The sequence below is a fragment of the Algoriphagus confluentis genome, from assembly GCF_036245625.1.
In the GTDB taxonomy this organism is placed as follows: domain Bacteria; phylum Bacteroidota; class Bacteroidia; order Cytophagales; family Cyclobacteriaceae; genus Algoriphagus; species Algoriphagus confluentis.
Map to the genome: position 1 here is coordinate 1 of NZ_BTPD01000002.1, position 16,062 is coordinate 16,062.

15 protein-coding genes and 1 pseudogene are annotated in these 16,062 nt (G+C 44.3%); 6 read left to right on the forward strand and 10 right to left on the reverse strand.

Annotated elements, in window-relative coordinates:
- From AAA943_RS02590 to AAA943_RS02610, 5 genes and pseudogenes are all read left to right on the forward strand, one after another.
- On the forward strand, nt 1–2,109 hold a 2,109-nt coding region (locus tag AAA943_RS02590), incomplete at its 5' end, for an RHS repeat-associated core domain-containing protein (protein ID WP_338222694.1).
- Between the two features lie 19 nt (nt 2,110–2,128).
- The gene (locus AAA943_RS02595; RefSeq protein ID WP_338222695.1) at nt 2,129–2,833 is read left to right on the forward strand and encodes a hypothetical protein; all 705 of its coding nucleotides are present in this window, start codon (nt 2,129–2,131) and stop codon (nt 2,831–2,833) included.
- Nucleotides 2,834–3,010: 177 nt separating this feature from the next.
- Complete coding sequence (locus AAA943_RS02600; RefSeq protein WP_338222696.1) at nt 3,011–4,375, forward strand: hypothetical protein; 1,365 nt, start codon at nt 3,011–3,013, stop codon at nt 4,373–4,375.
- 19 nt (nt 4,376–4,394) lie between these two features.
- Nucleotides 4,395–4,544 (forward strand): hypothetical protein, encoded by a 150-nt coding sequence (locus AAA943_RS02605; RefSeq protein ID WP_338222697.1) that lies wholly within the window; start codon nt 4,395–4,397, stop codon nt 4,542–4,544.
- A gap of 68 nt (nt 4,545–4,612) precedes the next feature.
- Nucleotides 4,613–5,224: pseudogene (locus tag AAA943_RS02610) on the forward strand (pseudouridine synthase); the annotation flags it as partial.
- Between the two features lie 27 nt (nt 5,225–5,251).
- Here AAA943_RS02610 and trxA read toward each other — a convergent pair.
- The 10 genes from trxA to AAA943_RS02660 all read right to left on the reverse strand — a co-directional run bounded on the left by trxA (nt 5,252) and on the right by AAA943_RS02660 (nt 15,186).
- Nucleotides 5,252–5,557: a thioredoxin gene (gene trxA / locus AAA943_RS02615; RefSeq protein ID WP_338222698.1), complete on the reverse strand. Its 306-nt coding sequence runs from the start codon at nt 5,555–5,557 to the stop codon at nt 5,252–5,254.
- 106 nt (nt 5,558–5,663) lie between these two features.
- The gene (locus tag AAA943_RS02620; protein WP_338222699.1) at nt 5,664–6,221 is read right to left on the reverse strand and encodes an OmpH/Skp family outer membrane protein; all 558 of its coding nucleotides are present in this window, start codon (nt 6,219–6,221) and stop codon (nt 5,664–5,666) included.
- Nucleotides 6,222–6,305: 84 nt separating this feature from the next.
- Entirely contained in the window at nt 6,306–6,833 is a 528-nt protein-coding gene (locus AAA943_RS02625; RefSeq protein ID WP_338222700.1) for an OmpH/Skp family outer membrane protein, read from the reverse strand.
- Nucleotides 6,834–6,924: 91 nt separating this feature from the next.
- Nucleotides 6,925–9,621, reverse strand: a complete 2,697-nt coding sequence (locus AAA943_RS02630) for a BamA/OMP85 family outer membrane protein (RefSeq protein WP_338222701.1) — start codon at nt 9,619–9,621, stop codon at nt 6,925–6,927.
- Between the two features lie 7 nt (nt 9,622–9,628).
- Nucleotides 9,629–10,366, reverse strand: coding sequence for an isoprenyl transferase (locus AAA943_RS02635; RefSeq protein ID WP_338222702.1), 738 nt, complete (start codon nt 10,364–10,366; stop codon nt 9,629–9,631).
- An 80-nt stretch (nt 10,367–10,446) separates the two neighbouring features.
- Complete coding sequence (gene porG / locus AAA943_RS02640; RefSeq protein ID WP_338222703.1) at nt 10,447–11,208, reverse strand: type IX secretion system protein PorG; 762 nt, start codon at nt 11,206–11,208, stop codon at nt 10,447–10,449.
- A 91-nt stretch (nt 11,209–11,299) separates the two neighbouring features.
- Nucleotides 11,300–12,175, reverse strand: a complete 876-nt coding sequence (locus tag AAA943_RS02645) for an NAD kinase (RefSeq protein ID WP_338222704.1) — start codon at nt 12,173–12,175, stop codon at nt 11,300–11,302.
- An 86-nt stretch (nt 12,176–12,261) separates the two neighbouring features.
- A complete protein-coding gene (locus AAA943_RS02650) occupies nt 12,262–12,927 on the reverse strand; it encodes a CBS domain-containing protein (RefSeq protein WP_338222705.1) in 666 nt (221 codons plus the stop codon).
- Nucleotides 12,928–13,007: 80 nt separating this feature from the next.
- The gene (gene chrA / locus AAA943_RS02655) at nt 13,008–14,207 is read right to left on the reverse strand and encodes a chromate efflux transporter (protein ID WP_338222706.1); all 1,200 of its coding nucleotides are present in this window, start codon (nt 14,205–14,207) and stop codon (nt 13,008–13,010) included.
- 1 nt (nt 14,208) lies between these two features.
- On the reverse strand, nt 14,209–15,186 hold the full coding sequence (locus tag AAA943_RS02660; RefSeq protein WP_338222707.1) for an isopenicillin N synthase family dioxygenase: 978 nt from the start codon (nt 15,184–15,186) through the stop codon (nt 14,209–14,211).
- Nucleotides 15,187–15,264: 78 nt separating this feature from the next.
- Between AAA943_RS02660 and AAA943_RS02665 the strand changes: the two genes are divergently transcribed.
- Complete coding sequence (locus tag AAA943_RS02665; protein ID WP_338222708.1) at nt 15,265–16,035, forward strand: hypothetical protein; 771 nt, start codon at nt 15,265–15,267, stop codon at nt 16,033–16,035.
- Nucleotides 16,036–16,062: the final 27 nt, after the last annotated feature.

Below are 16,062 nucleotides of genomic sequence, written 5' to 3' on the forward strand. Positions count from 1 at the left end.
ACCTACACTGCGACCAGTGAGACGAATTGGTTCAGCCTGAGCGATATGACCTATGATGCCAATGGGAATATCATGGCCCTGACAAGAAAAAATCAAAGGACATCAAGTACCTATGGTGATGTGGATGTATTGACTTATGGATATCAAGCTAACAGCAATAAGTTAACCCAAGTAACAGATGGAATGGGAGCTCAATCTTATACTTCCAAAGGCTTTATCGAGCGAAGCTCAACTGCCTACGCTTACGATGCCAATGGCAACCTGAAGACCAATCTGGATAAGCAGATATCTAACATCAGCTACAACCATTTGAATCTTCCGGTCGAAGTATCATTCAATACTGGAGCAAAAATCCGCTTTGCCTATGATGCGGAAGGTATCAAATTAACTCAGAAGGTATATAATACCAGCGGTGCTCTGACCAAGACACAGGACTATGTAGGTGAGTTTGTGTTTCAAAATGGTGCCCTGGATTACCTGATTCATGAGGAGGGCAGAGTTGCGGTCGAGTTGGGTACCTATCAGTATGAGTACTTTATCAAGGATCATTTGGGAAATGTGCGGCAGGTACTTCGGAATCCATCTACACAGGTCTATATGGCTACTATGGAGACTCAAAACGCCGAAACGGAAGAGCAGGACTTTACCCAGATTCAGGCTTCCAGGCAACTAGCGCCTGAACATAACAAAACCGCTGGCGGGAATCAGGTAGCCTGGCTGAATGCGGACAGGGGAAGAATGGTGGGGCCGGGCAGAAGCCAGGAGATCTACGAAGGAGACAGTGTGAGGCTTCAGGTCTTTGGGAAGTATGCGGATGAAAAGAAGAAGAAAGCCAATGCGGGAAGCTTTGCTACCCAGGGAGCGAAAGACAAACTGGTCAATGACCTGAATGAACTGGCGGTAAGCACTCAGCGTGCAGGAGGAGGCAATCCGATAGCCCTTTTCAATCTGGTGGATATCCTGGCTGGAGATCTGCAAAAGAAATCGGCTCCTGAGGCTTATCTTATCTATGCACTTTACGATCAGGACAGCAATCGATACGAGGTGGGCAAGAAAGTGCTGAGCAGAAATGCCGCCAACCAACACGAGGTTTTGGAGGAGAATCTGTATATTTCTCAAGACGGATATATGGAAACCTTTGTGGTCAACGAGACCTCCGAGGATGTTTGGTTTGACAATATGATGCTGATGAGCATGTCCTCACCGATCGCTCAGGAGACCCATGGAGCCTGTCCCGATGAGCGCAGCGATATCGGGAATCCATGGGGTCTGGAACTGACTGGAATTGGATTTCAGTATGGGGGGATTAAAGCGAATAAGTACCTCTACAACGGCAAAGAACTGATCGAGGATGCCGGCCTGCAGTACTACGACTATGGGGCAAGGATGTATGATCCTGTAATTGGGAGATGGGGTGTCATTGATCCATTATCGGATCAAATGCGAAGACATTCTCCATACAATTATGCCTTTGATAATCCGATCAGGTTTATTGATCCGGATGGTATGATGCCAAGGGATTGTTGTGGACCTCCCTCTTCAGCATCCGTTTTTTATTCAGAAATGGAGAAAAATTTTGGTTCTCTTAAAAATAAAGTCCAAGATTTCTTTAGTATTGGAAAATCTAGTGGTTTACCTACTCAAAATCATCAACCAAATGGGATAATAGCTACAACCGTTCTTGATTCAGGTCCTTCAGATATAGGAACAACTTCTGATAAGGTGGAAGTAGTTAATACAGATTTAGTTGCGACTATTGGTAGTAGCCGTCCATCAGGAGAGATTATGGATGTTGTAAATGGGATATTGGAAAGGGTAATGAATTTAATTGGATTGTCTGATGAGAATAGTAGTCAAGACAATAGAAATAATATAAACTTTAAGCCTGAAACAGGTGCTCAAGATCAAGAAAATGAGGTGGTAAATACAGATATCCCTGTAAACGATACCTCATATTTTGATCAGATGACACATCAGTCTGGTTCTGAAACTAGATATTCTTATAAAATGCGTGTTTCAAATGACACTATTATAAGAGATAAAGTTAAGATGAGTTCCGAGACAAGTAAAGCTTTTAGAACTTATAATTGGAATAACAAAGTAAAATGATTTAAAAATAAATGTAACTATGAAAAAAAAGTATTTGTTATATGTAGGGCTTTTGATGGTATTAATTTCTTGTGGTAAAAAACAAAATAATTTTAAGATCGAAGATAATGAAACAATATTTTTAGATCAGGAATCTCAGAAAATAAAGTTAGAATTTGCGGGAGATGGGTCTGGATTAACAAAACTCACTTTATTCAACAATGAAGGAGAGTCAAAAATAACTATTGATTTTTTTGAATCAGAAATTCCAAAAGGAAAAGTTTTGGGGTCCAATAAACAATATTTTGATTTTAATTCTTATATTCTAGGTCCTACAAATGAAAAAATAAACGATTCTTTAAGTTTGATTAAGAGAAATAATCTTATTAAGTATTATGAATATGTATTAAATGGAAAAATTTTATATAGTGCAATCTATGAAAATGATAAAAAAACTTATAATTCTCTAAATTTGAGACTTTTGGATTATGAGTTTAATGGGAGTAATCAAGTTGAATTATTATTAAAAAATTATTTTCCGTTTAATGGGAAATTGAAATTTCGGTATTATAATACCAATGAAAATATTGATTTTGAAATGTTGGAAGATAATTTATACAGGGTGGTATATAAAACTAACGAAAAGAAAATTAGTAAAATATTATTGGATATTGAGATAATTCCAAGCGAATTGGATTCAATAATTGGATCTGTGTTTGTTCAAGAAATAATTGTTGAAGATTAGTGCATCTACTGCGTCTAGTTGTTGAAGAAATATTGGAATTTAGGTGTAGTTTACCTCTAATTCTTTCTACCTAACCAAATTTGCATTTTTGGTTAGTCAGTGGTTTTTTTTAAGATTTAGGTTTAAGGTAAAAAGATAAAATGCTAAACTATTTAAGATCAAATTTTTCACCACCCAATGTCCCTCAAATCCTTTTTCCTTTTCTGTCTTTTAGCCGGTCTTTGGTTCCCTACTTGTGCACAGACTCTACCTGCTGGACCCAAGATGCCAAGTATCGGAGGAGGCTTGCCTAAGGGGATTTCTGCAAATGGTTTGGAGGCTTTGGCCACCAAGTCGGAGATTCCTTATCTCGAGGAGTTGCGACAGGTTCAAGGTTTGAAAAAGTCCTACGATTCTCTGCGATCCGAAGTGAAGAAACTAAAGAAAGCTACGCAGGACAGTACCACTCAGGACTCAGTGGTAAGTGTACTGAAAGCAAAAGGAAAAGAGGTATTGGATCAGGAGGCAGAGGTGCTTCAAAGCATGCTGGAAGAGCAGGAGATCCCCGGAGAAGAGTTGAGATCAGCCGTGAATCGTACCCTGGAAGGTGTAGAAGGTTCCAAAGCCAAGCTAGCCCAAGTGTCCGATCTGGATGGACTGGATGGGATACTGGATCAGAGTGAGGAAAACCTGAAGGCCTTGGTCAATGAATGGCTGATGCCCAAGATCGAGCAGACGCTTAGCGGCACGCTCTCCGAAGGCTGGAATCCGGCTGAGGCCAAGATTCCGGATTTCTATGGAAAGGATGGACTGGAAAAATTGCTTCGGGAGGGAGCAGAACCTCAAGAACTGATGGCTCAAGCCAAGGAACAGGCTGCGGGTAAGGCCAGACATATTTCCACCGAGTATATCCAAAAAGCCGAAGGTGAATTCAGTAAACTCAAACTGGATTCTTTGGGGAATGTTCAGGTACTGTTGGATCAGGAAAAAAGGAAATTCCAACTCGTTGAATCCAATGAACTGAAGGGGGCTGGGGTATTGGAGCGAACTGGATTATTGCTTTGGTATGATCCGCTGACTTCTTTTGAGGAAGGTTTTTTTGCTGAAGGTGGACTAAGTTATGGATTTACCCATCAGTTTCAGGCATTTGGTGTCTGGACAGTCAAGCGAAGTTCGGATAATGCCTCAGGCCCACAGATCACTGGTCAGGGACCCAAACTGGGACTGCGTTTTTCCAAGGGAAACTGGGGAGTACAATCTAGTGTATCCAATAATCAAATCAGTACCGAATATCCAGCCGGATACGAGAGCCGGAACTTTTCAGGCAAAGCCTGGGCAGGCGAACTCTCCCTCGTCCGGACTATCCCCATGGGAAAAGTGATCCGATCGGTTGTGATGGTTTCCTGGGATCCTTTGTATAAGGAAGACAGGAGTTTGGCCCGATCGGCAGTGCAGCTGAAAATTGGGTTTGAGTTGGGGAGATTTAAAAACCTATTCGAGAACGTTTCATTTCGTCAAACTGAGGAAAATCGGGGAGAATTTATTGCGAGGCAGATCAACTAACTGATTTAATCTGAGTGGTATGACTTATGACCCCAATGGCAATATCACTGCTTTTACTCGAAGAAATCAACGTACTGCCAGTACCTATGATGTGGTAGATCAGCTATCCTACACCTATCAGGCAGAAAGCAACAAGTTGGCTCAGGAGGGGTGTCGGAGCCATCCATAGAGTGACGCCAGATGGTACGCAAACAAATTTTGTCGGAAGTACAATCGGTACAGGTACTACCCCCTACTGGAGAGGTCGTAACTGAACTGGGCCAGAAGGTAAAAAAGACAGATCGGGTGATTTTTCAGGGCAAGCGGATCAACCCCGAAAAGCCGGTTTATGTCCTGCTGAATAAGCCCAAGGATTTTATCACCACAACCAATGACCCTATGGAGCGCAAGACGGTGATGAATCTAGTAGCCAATGCCTGTGAGGAAAGGATTTTCCCTGTGGGTCGTCTGGATAGAAATACCACAGGTTTGCTTTTGTTTACCAATGATGGGGAGTTGGCAGCGAAACTTTCTCATCCATCCAACCAAATCAAGAAAATCTATCAGGTCACTTTGGATAAGCCCCTCACCCATAAGGATGAAGAGCAGATTTTGGAAGGTCTGACCTTGGAGGACGGAGAGGTAAAAGTGGATGACATGCAAGTGCTGTCCAAAGACCGGACAATTCTCGGCTTGGAGATCCATATCGGCCGAAACCGAATAGTCCGTAGACTCTTTGCCCATTTGGGATACGAGGTCACCGCTTTGGACCGGGTGATGTTTGCAGGCTTGGACAAAAAGGACCTGAAGCGCGGAAATTACCGCTTCCTGACTGAGAAGGAAGTGATTCGATTGAAGTATTATCTATAAAAAGAAAAGCTCCAATAGGAGCTTTTTTTATGCGAATCCCTTAAGCTGTTGGATCAAATCTCTTTTGGTCAGGATACCGGCTTTTCTCCAGAGGATTTTGCCCCGCTTGAATAGGATGTAGTGAGGAATGGAGCGGATAGCAAACTGCTGACTGAGTTGGGGATGCTTGTCCACATTGATTTTGAGCAGTTTTATATTTCCTCCCAATTCGGCCAAGGCTTCCTCCAAGACCGGGGTCATGGTCTGACAGGGTCCGCACCAATCCGCATAAAAATCCACCAATACTGCATCCTGACTTTGAGAGATGATATCTTTTGGATTTTTCTTGGGCATACTTTAGACAGTAGAATCAAGACATAAGATACAAGACTATAAACTCAAATAAAAAAGGCAGCTTTTCTCGAAAAGCTGCCTGTGGATTTAAATCATTCTTCTGGAATTAGTTTCCGCTAGGAGCGGCTCCTGCTGGTCTCTGAGGCATCTGAAGGCCTAATTTGGCCAATACCAATTCGGTAAATTTATCTTCCTCTTTGGTATAAAGAAGAATCGGAGATTGTCCGGCAGTCTCCGCAAAGATGTGGGTGTAGTTGTTTTCAGCTGCTACCGCATTGATTGCATTGATGACTTTGGTCTGTACCGGCTCCAATAGCTCCTGAAGCTTTCGCTGATAAGATACCTGAGCGTCCTGCTCGTATTTCTGGAGATCTTGATTCAGCTTGGTTAATTCGGCTTCTTTTGCAGTACGAGCCTCGTCAGTCATTGTAGGAGCTGCCTGCTGATAAGCCTGCACCTGACGCTGGAAATCATTTGCTTTGGTTTGGATATTGGTTTGAAGCTGGGTTTGGTAATCTTGAATGTCGGCTCCGATTTGCTCCATTTCCGGCATCAAATCCATGATGAATTCCACGCTGGTGTAGCCGATTTTGATCTCTTGGGCCTGTGCCGCAAATCCCATGAATAGCAAGGCTACTGCAGATAGGATAACTTTTACTTTCATATGGTTCTAATTTGTTTTTGTACTTGTCTTTTATTCAAATGGGCAGCAGGCAATTTTTTGAAAGGCCCTAACCCTTTTTACTCATTAATTTTCATCTATTCCCAACTCCTCCAGGACAAATTCTGAATAATCATGTCTCGGATCAGAGTAAATAATTGCAGAAGGTCCGGCGGCTTTATCGAAGAGAACGGCTAGATTGTTTTTTCTGGAGACCCGTTCGATTGCGTCGTAGATTTTGGACTGTAGGGGCTGCAGCAATTCTGCCTGTTTTTGATAGTAGACTCCGTTGATTCCGAAGATTCTGCTGTTGTATTCCTGCGAAGACTTTTCCTTCGCCTTGATATCTGCCATCCGCTGTTGGTACATTTCCTCGGTGAGCAGTACCTCTTCCGCTTTTAGCTGGGTGTACATTTCTTTGATCTCCTGGTCCAAACTTTGTGCCTCCTTTTTCCATTCATTACTCAGCTTGGCGAGTTCGTCTTGGACGACTTTGTAGTCCGGATGCTTGTTTAGGATAAATTCGGAATCGATGTAACCAAACTTTTGAGCCCTTAACTGGCTGCCAAAGAGCATAAAGAGCAGCAAAAGTACAATTTTCGGTGAGTTATTCATTTCTTCTGGAGTAAAATCAGCGTTTGATTGCCGGGGAAAATCGCAAATTTATTTTAGCATATTTTAACTAACGCTCCGATACTGTTGAAGATTATCTGAATTGCTGACCGATCGTAAAGTGAAACTGGGGTCCACTTGCTGTTCTCTCGCCAGGAATAGGATCAAATCCATATCCCCAATCCACACCCAATAGGCCAAAGGCAGGCATGAAAATTCGTGCACCAAATCCTGCAGACTTTTTCAAATCATAAGGGTTGAAGTCCTTGTAATCGCCCCAGTTGTTTCCTGCTTCTGCGAAACCGAGTAAGAAGATCGTTGCTGAGGGGTTGGGGGAAACCAAGAAACGGATCTCCATTACATATTTATTATAAACTACCCCACCATAGGGATCCGGATTTATCGTCCCTCTTGTATCCCTTCCCGGGGTGATGCTTTGGTTTTCATATCCTCTCAGACCGATGATTTCTTGACCCAAAGCGAAGTTATTGAATGTCATTCCATCTCCGCCCATGACGAATCGCTCCAGAGGAATGATTCCTATTTTGTTGCCATAAGAGCCCAAGAAGCCCATATGCGCTCTGGCGCTGGCTACCCACTTACTCGATCCAAAAATCGGAGTGTAGAAAGAGGCATCAAACATCCACTTGTGGTATTCCAGCCAAGCGTATTTCTCCCGATCCGGGGACTCTGAGGTGATGTTATCATTCAGAGTCGCGTAGGGAGGGGTAATATTGATCCCTAAGATAATGTTGGATCCCAGTCTCGGGTAGATATTGTTATCCACATTGTTTCTGGCCACCGTGGTGTTGAAGGTTATACTTTTCGAAGTACCGGTGGGGTAGCTTAGGCCAAAGGAAGTACCAAACTGGTTGAACTCATAGTTTTGGAACTGAAGGGAATTACTGATGCTAAAGTAATCATCCGGCCAAGTGACACGCTTAGCCAGCCCCACGGTCACCCCTGTGATTTTGAAGAAGCCTGCATCGTCGTTAATCACACCGGGATTTCTGAAGTCCACCTGGCGCTGTACGGAATGGTTTAGGGAGAAGCTGAGCGCATTGGGCTTTTTACCTCCAAACCAAGGTTCAGTCAGAGAGATGGAATAGTTTTGGAACGTACGGCCGTTGGCTTGTACTCTCAGAGAAAGCTTCTGCCCATCTCCCACCGGAAGTGGATCCCACTTATCAAAGTTGCCGATATTTCGGATGGAGAAGTTGTTGAAAGAAAGTCCAACTGTACCCACAAAGCCATAGAATCCACCCCAGCCACCGGAAAGCTCAATTTGGTCATTGGGTCGCTCCTCCAGCTCGAAAGTGATGTCCACCGTGGCATTTTCAAAATTGGGCCGAAGATCCGGATTGATCTTTTCCGGGTCGAAATAGCCCAAAGTGGAAAGTTCCCGGATGGTTCTTACCAAAAGACTCCGGTTGAACTTCTGTCCGGGAAGAATACGGATTTCACGCATCACTACATGATCGGAAGTCCGTTCATTTCCTTTGATATTCACACTGTTTACCGTCACTTGAGGACCTTCAAAGATTCGCATCTCCATGTCGATCGAGTCACCGACCACATTGATTTCTACCGGATCAATATTGAAGAATAGGTACCCGTCGTCCTGATAAAGTGAACTCACGTCATCCCCTTTCTGGGGGTCGTAGTTGAGTCGTTTTTGAAGTTTCTCTTTATCGTATACATCTCCTTTTTGGATGCCCAGCTTGGCCAAAAGGACAGAACTCGGATGAATGTAGTTTCCGGTGAAGGTGATGTTTCGGTAGAAATATTTTCGGCCTTCTTCCACGTTGAGATCGATATTGATCTTGTCACTGGAGAAATTATAAACCGAGTCTGCAATTATTTTGGCATCCCGATATCCCTTGCTATTGTAAAAATTTATGACATTGTCTTTGTCATTGCGATATTCTTTGGGGATGTATTTGGATCCGTTGAGGAAATTGAGCTTAAAGTTTTTATGGATATAGGAGGTAAAGTCCTCCTTTGAAGCTGGCTCAGTGTAGCGTAGGGAATTCGTCGCACTTTCCAAATTCGCGTCTGTGAGACGTGAATAGGCATCTTTGAAAATAGAGACACGGGCATATTCCTTGGTCTTTTTCATTTTCCCTTTCAAGGCACGATCGGCTATTTCTTCATTCCCATAGAACTGGATCTCGTTGATTTTGACCTTGGAGTTGGTATTGATGTCAAATCTCAACTTGACGCTGTTGGGCAAAGTGGTATCCCGGTCCTGGAAGATTTTCACATCCGTGTTCAGGAAGCCTTTATCCATGTAATACTTTTCGATGTTTCGTTTGGCCGTATTCAATACGTCGTCCCTTACCACCCTTCCTCTGATATTTACCTTATCTCTCAGCTCCCCTTCCTGAGTTTTGTTGATTCCGTTAAACTCCACGCGGGAGAATCTGGGTCTTTCTGTCAAGTCGAGTAGGAGGTAGATGTCGTCGCCTTCTATTTTGGTGACGAGGATCTTCACATCTCCGATAATTCCCTGACCCCAAAGTTTTTTGAGTGCATTGGATATGGCATCTCCCGGGACATCGATTCGATCGTCTACCTTGAGGCCTGAGAGGGAGATAATGGCTACCTCATCCAGGGTAGCTAAGCCTACAGCTTTGATTTCTGCGATACGAAACTTCTGTGGTTTGGAGTAGTTCAGTTCCAGGATATTGACAGCTCGGGGAGAGGCATAGCGGCTTTGTCCGAGACGGATTTGGGCGACGGCCGACAAAGACCAGATCAAACAACAAAGAATAAATAAACCTCTTTTCATCAACAACTTATGGTTTTACTTGCTCACCGGTTTTGCCAAACCTACGTTCACGTTTCTGATAATCTTTCACTGCGGCATAGAGGTGCTCCATCCTAAAGTCCGGCCATAATACAGATGTAAAATACAACTCGGTATAAGCCAGTTGCCAAAGGAGGAAGTTGCTGATTCTGTATTCACCACTTGTTCTGATCATCAGTTCTGGATCAGGAATTCCCGCGGTATCGAGATTTGCCGCGACAGTTTCCTGAGTGATTTGTTCAGGGTTCAGCTCACCAGTTGAGATTTTTTGAGCAATGCGACGGACGGCTTGAGTGAGTTCCCACTGACCGCTGTAGCTTAGGGCTAGAATTACTGTCAATCCGGTATTTCCCGAAGTCAGTTCTTTGGCTTCCATAAGTTTGTCATACGCGGACTTGGGTAGGCTGTCAATGTCTCCGATTGCTTCCAGTCTGATGTTATTTTTCATCATCAAGGAGATTTCATCGATGATGGTTTTGACTAACAGCTCCATCAGAGCTCTTACTTCATCTTGGGGTCTGGACCAGTTTTCGGTAGAAAATGAAAACAGGGTAAGGTATTTTACGCCTAGATTATCCGCTCCTTCGATTGCATCTTTTACAGCCTGAATGGCATGGCGGTGTCCGAAGATTCTCATGGCTCCTTTCTTCTTGGCCCATCGGCCATTTCCGTCCATGATGATCGCAATATGTCGGGGGATATTAGTAAGGTCTAACTGTTCCTTCATTCCAATGCCTTGGGTACCTACTTTTTTGGAGGTACAAAAATGCTATTTCTTTTTTAATTATCAGCCCTTTGGTCCATTAATTAATACGCGTAGCACTTCACGTTGGCAAAGGTGTAGGAGACGGTCAGCCCGAGGAAATAGTACCAGTCTTTGGTATTGGGATTACCAAAATTGATAATCTGGGAGGGGATAGTTCCCGTATTGGGGTCGACTTCAGAATTGAGGAATATACCTGCTTTAGAATCAATTTTATCTAAATAATCCGTAAAGGTCGGCCTAAATCCCAGTTCTCCTGCCAGCGTCCACCGGTCATTCAAGCGGTACTTTACGCCACCACCAAATGGAATCACCGGAGAAGTAAGCTGGTAGTACTCTGCCGGAGTAAATCGCTCCGCACTGGGACGTCCTTTCATGGTAAAATAGGAAAATCCAATTCCAAAGAAAGCATACGGCGACCAACGAAACTCGGAGTCGTTACGGAGGAAATCCAGAAAATTGAATTCCATCACAGCAGAGGCTTCGATCACCCCGCCTTTGAATCGTGCGTCTCTACTTTTCGCAACCAGATCCAAGGGCCTGATTTCATCATCTGCCTGCAGAACAGCCGTACTCAAGGCCACCCGCAATGTCCACACATTGTCAAAATTTCTCTTGCCAAACAACGTTCCTTGAAGGCCATTTTGGCCCAAGTCAACTTTACGAATGATATCCCCTGAATAGGTAGCGCCACCGATTCCTCCTCCTACCTCATACTTCTGTGCATTCAAGTCAGAAATATTCCATACAAAGCCGAAGAGTAAAATGGCTAAATATCTGAATTGCTTAAAATTGACCTTTTTCAAGACGATGCAAGTTAGAAAGGACTTAACGTTAAAAAAACGCACATAAGTATTTGACGGGTTAATTAATGTTAAGCTCAACAGCCTGTTAGTTTCAGTTTCTCATATCAAAACCCCAATTCAACTTCTGCCTTAGTGTATCAAAGAAATGGTAATGAGGAAGTTTTACCAAATTGGCAGCAAATGACTCCTTTTTGACACTCAGCTTGATGTCCGAAGAGATCGAGGTCGACCGGGAATCCAAAGAGATCATGAATTTATCGGTTCTTCCTTCTATTTCAAAGCTAATTTCCGAGTCGTCTGAGACTATGATGGGGCGGACGTTGAGATTATGGGGGCTTACAGGGGTGATCACAAAGCTTTTTGCGCCCGGGGTAATCAAGGGACCCCCGCAGCTCAGAGAATATCCGGTAGAACCGGTAGGGGTGGATACGATCAGTCCGTCTGCCCAATAGGAATTGAGGTATTTGCCGTCAATGTACGTGTGGACGGTGATCATCGAGGAGGTGTCCCGCTTGTGAATAGTGAATTCATTCAAAGCAAAGTGGATCCCGTTGAAAAATTTCCGGTTGCTCTGAAGACTCAGCAGTACCCTGGATTCCAATTGGAAATTGTTTTCTGCAAGATGATGGACGGCTTCCTGAATCTGACCAGTGGATACTGTTGCCAAAAAACCCAATCTACCGGTGTTCAGGCCCAAAATCGGAATTTGCTGATGGCCAACTACACACACGGTATCCAAAAGGGTCCCGTCCCCTCCGATAGAAATGAAAAAATCCATTGAGGAAATTTCCTCCTGAGTCTCCAATACCCAATAGCTCAGCCGATGATTGCCATTCATCTTCATCAAGCGATCAAAAATCTCCGTGACGAAAATTTCAAACCCATGTTTGATCAATTCATCAAAGAGCAGCTCGACTTCAGAGAAATATTCAGCCTTCAATGCCAGGCCATGCAGTGCAATTTTCATGGATTTCAGGAATTTGTTAAGCGTCCCGTGGAATCTTGAATGGACCGATCTGGATGAAAAGACAGCCCAAAGCTTGACTTCACGGATCAAATATCTAAAAATCTCAGCAAGTTGCCGATTCTGTCTTCATCGGCACTGATACCGGTCTCCTCCTGAAAATGATCAATTACCCGATAGCCAAAGCGTTCCAAGGTTGCCTTTACGTGCTTGAGATCGGGCTTATCCAGTTTTAGCGTTAGCTTGATTTTGTTGTCATCCAAAGGATCTGAGGTGATGAATGAGCTCAATACTTTCGTGTTTTCGGATTCGATCAGCCTGCATATTTCCGAGAGGTGGTAATCAGACATATCCATGGAAAGGATCAGTACTCCCCCTTGAGATTTGATGGAAAGGCTGTCAGCAAAAGCCGCAATGGCATCTTCCATGGTAATCACCCCGAGATAGGTGTTTTCCCGGTCCAATACTGCCACGAGGTTGGACTGCTCGTCAGCTGAAACACGGAGTACATCATAGATATGTTTATCGGAATACACCCAACAAGCTCCCGAGACCACTTCTATTTTTCCGATCAAAATCTCTGGGTCATTGACCTCAAAAATGATCTCATCACTTACAAAGCCCAAAAACTTACCCTCATCCACCACCGGTAGTGCATCTGTCCGGATCTCTTCCATCCAATTCAAAGCCATACCGGACCGATCTGAAAGTTTCAGCGGGGGAATGAGACTGTTGATAAACTCGTAGGCTTGCATGAAAGAAAGTTAAGAATTGAATTCAGAAGTAAAAACGTCAAAGCCTAGTTTTCTGTTCAATTCTCCGGGCTTTTTGGGTCTCAAGCAAGAAAATAATTGGCCAGAATACCCAAAACCACTCCCCCCAAGATGATTATCGGTGATGAAATCTTCGAAAACTGCAACAGCACGTAGGTGGCTAAAATGAACAGAATATTTATCCCATTGGCTTCCAGGGGCTCAAAAAGCAAATAAGCTGCGGCAATGAGCATTCCGCAGGATACGGCGTTGACTCCTTCCAAGGCAGCCCGTACCGGGCGATACAGCTTCAGCTGATCCCAAAAGCGGATAACAAAGAAGATCAGGAAAATTCCTGGGAGAAAAATCCCCGCTGCAGCCACAAGCCCACCCATGAAAAAACCAAAAGTCCCAAATTCCCGCATTGAAAGGGCTCCGATGTAGGAAGAAATGGCAAAAGTAGGTCCGGGAACTCCCTGAGAAATAGCGTAGCCGGTCAGGAACTCTTCTGAGCTCAAGAAATGCTTAAAGTCCACAAATTCGGTGTAGAGATAAGGGACAAGCACCTGCCCCCCTCCAAAAATCAAACTTCCGTTTCGATAGAAATTCTCGAAAAGCAACAGAGGCTGCCATTTGGTGATAGCACCGGCAACAGCGGCCAAAATCAAAACTCCTCCCCAAAGGTAAAAGTTGGCCCACTTCACCGAGAAAGTTTTGTCCTCCTCTGATTTGGGTTGGCTTTTGTATTTGATAGAGGTGCTCAATCCTCCCAATACCAGCATAATTGGAAAAATGTAGGGAGAACTGTAGAAAAAGGCCACGAAAGCAGAGATCAACATCAGAATCATGGCCTCTGTACTTTTGACCATTTTACTGATTGTTTTTTGCGCAGCAAAGATGATGAAGCCGATCGCCATAGGCTGAATGAATCGGGCGAAATTCAAGGCTCCGGGGGTGTTTTCTTGAAGAAAATCAATCAGCAGAGCCGCTGAGGTCATGATTAGCGTGGCAGGCAGAATCCAAACCAACAGGGCTAAATAGGCCAAGTTGGGTCCGCCCACCCGAAAACCAATCGCAGAGACCAATTGGGTGGAAGAGGGGCCCGGGAGCATATTGCATAGGGCATTGAGCTCCCAAAGCTCCTCTTCGGAGATGTAGGCCCGGGATTTGACCATGCGCTCCAGCAGCATCGCCAAGAATGCCTGTGGGCCCCCAAAAGAAGTCACGGACAGGATCAGAATGTCCTTGAGGAATACAAGATATCGGACCCTTCGTACCGACATCTTATTTTCTGAGACCTAGCTCTCTTAGTCTTTCTTCCAGAAACTCTCCGGCCGTAGCATCGGTAAACTGCTTCGGATTATCGGCATCGATGCAGCTTTCCAGACAGGTTAGGTCCATCTCAGAGCGGGGATGCATGAAAAACGGGATAGAGTATCGGCTGGTATTCATTTTATCCCGGGGAGGATTGACTACCCGGTGAATCGTTGATTTCAGCTTCTTGTTGGTCAGACGCTCCAGCATGTCTCCGACATTTACTACCAGCTGATCTGGAAGGGCTGTGATCGGGATCCATTTTCCGTCTTTTCTCAGTACCTGCAAGCCATCTGCACTGGCACCCATCAGGAGCGTGATCAGATTGATATCCCCATGCTCTGCTGCCCGGACTGCATCGGCAGGCACTTCGTCCGGATTCTCTATCGGGAAATAGTGGATTTGTCGAAGAATGGAATTGCCATAGGCTACTTTGTCTTCGAAATAATCCTCCTCGAGCTCCAGGTGAAGTGCAATCGCTTTCAGCATTTCTTTTCCTGCATTCTCCAAGGTTTGGAAAGCCTCCAAAGCATCCTGCTTGAATTGGGGGATTTCCTTGGGCCACAAATTGGCAGGATACTCTCCTTTTACTGGATCTTCCTCCGGAATGGCTTCCAATTCTTGTCCTACATGGTAGAATTCCTTAAGGTCCCCGGTATTTCTACCTTTCGCATGCTCTTTTCCTTTGCCGGTATAGCCTCTTTGGTAGCCAATCTCCGGTTTTTGGTATTGGGTTTTTACCTCGTCGGGCAAGGCAAAGAAATCTTTGATGGACTGATAAAGCCGATCCTGAAGATCTTGGGACAGGCCGTGATTTTTTATGGCTACAAAACCGATATTTTGATAAGCTTCGCCCAGCTTTTTCACAAAATTCATCTTTTGCTCAGAAGTGCCTGAGGTAAAATGAGCAAGGTCTAAGCTTGGGATTTCGTCGAAAAGGATTTCCATTGTGGAATTGGGTTTAATTGGGGTTCAACTAGAATTGTCCAAAAATAAATATCTTTAGACTCATTACTCACTCTTTGTATGAACAAATTCCCCGTATTCCTTCTGCTTTTGGTTTTGGGTTGGTTTTCCTGTAATCCGGATAAAAAAAGAATCAATGAAAAAGTGATTGTAGCAGTGCAGGATTCGGTGAAGCAAGTGCAACAAGCCTCACCGGTGACTTTCTTTCAACTGGAAGATTCCTCCGCTTTTCCGGACGCAATACTGGAGCTTTATACGCCACTTGGCAATCAGGTCTTCCGTCCCGGAAAGGTCCCCTTTGAATTCAACGTCAAAAATTTCCCCATTTACGAGGCGGAAATTCGATCACCCCGACTTTTCAATATCATCAATGGAGGAGATCCTGTAGGGCACCTTTCTCCGATTTTCCAAAAAGAACTGGCAGAGGGAACCTACCGAATAGTAGGCTACTTGGTGGATGAGCAAGGCCTAGCCCTGAAAAGTTTTGGGAACTATGTAGACAGAGATTTTTTGGTCGGTGAGTCTAGGCCATTTCCTTATTCAGCTGAGCCTTATTTGGCAGTGAATCTCCCTCGCAATGCACAGATAATCCCTGCCGGAGAGGACTTGATCATTGATTTCCTTGTACTGGGAGGAGACATGAAGCTCGATGGATTGATTGTCCGGGTAGATATCAATGACTTGCATTATGAAATAGATCATATGGCGCCGATTTTGGTCGAAAACCTTCCGGTTGGGGACTACCAGGTCAAGGTCAAACTGGTCAGAAAAGAAGGAAAGGATCTCGAAGGCCCCTTCTCTTTTATCACTAAGTCGGTCTTTGTTCGATAAGTCCTTATCTTTGCCGATAGATTTAAA

Bases quoted from the DNA above. Each gene is read 5' to 3' on its own strand.
- AAA943_RS02595 (WP_338222695.1), top strand. From the start codon at position 2,129: ATGAAAAAAAAGTATTTGTTATATGTAGGGCTTTTGATGGTATTAATT.
- AAA943_RS02600 (WP_338222696.1), top strand. From the start codon at position 3,011: ATGTCCCTCAAATCCTTTTTCCTTTTCTGTCTTTTAGCCGGTCTTTGG.
- AAA943_RS02605 (WP_338222697.1), top strand. From the start codon at position 4,395: ATGACTTATGACCCCAATGGCAATATCACTGCTTTTACTCGAAGAAAT.
- trxA (WP_338222698.1), bottom strand. From the start codon at position 5,557: ATGCCCAAGAAAAATCCAAAAGATATCATCTCTCAAAGTCAGGATGCA.
- AAA943_RS02620 (WP_338222699.1), bottom strand. From the start codon at position 6,221: ATGAAAGTAAAAGTTATCCTATCTGCAGTAGCCTTGCTATTCATGGGA.
- AAA943_RS02625 (WP_338222700.1), bottom strand. From the start codon at position 6,833: ATGAATAACTCACCGAAAATTGTACTTTTGCTGCTCTTTATGCTCTTT.
- AAA943_RS02630 (WP_338222701.1), bottom strand. From the start codon at position 9,621: ATGAAAAGAGGTTTATTTATTCTTTGTTGTTTGATCTGGTCTTTGTCG.
- AAA943_RS02635 (WP_338222702.1), bottom strand. From the start codon at position 10,366: ATGAAGGAACAGTTAGACCTTACTAATATCCCCCGACATATTGCGATC.
- AAA943_RS02645 (WP_338222704.1), bottom strand. From the start codon at position 12,175: ATGAAAATTGCACTGCATGGCCTGGCATTGAAGGCTGAATATTTCTCT.
- AAA943_RS02650 (WP_338222705.1), bottom strand. From the start codon at position 12,927: ATGCAAGCCTACGAGTTTATCAACAGTCTCATTCCCCCGCTGAAACTT.
- chrA (WP_338222706.1), bottom strand. From the start codon at position 14,207: ATGTCGGTACGAAGGGTCCGATATCTTGTATTCCTCAAGGACATTCTG.
- AAA943_RS02660 (WP_338222707.1), bottom strand. From the start codon at position 15,186: ATGGAAATCCTTTTCGACGAAATCCCAAGCTTAGACCTTGCTCATTTT.
- AAA943_RS02665 (WP_338222708.1), top strand. From the start codon at position 15,265: ATGAACAAATTCCCCGTATTCCTTCTGCTTTTGGTTTTGGGTTGGTTT.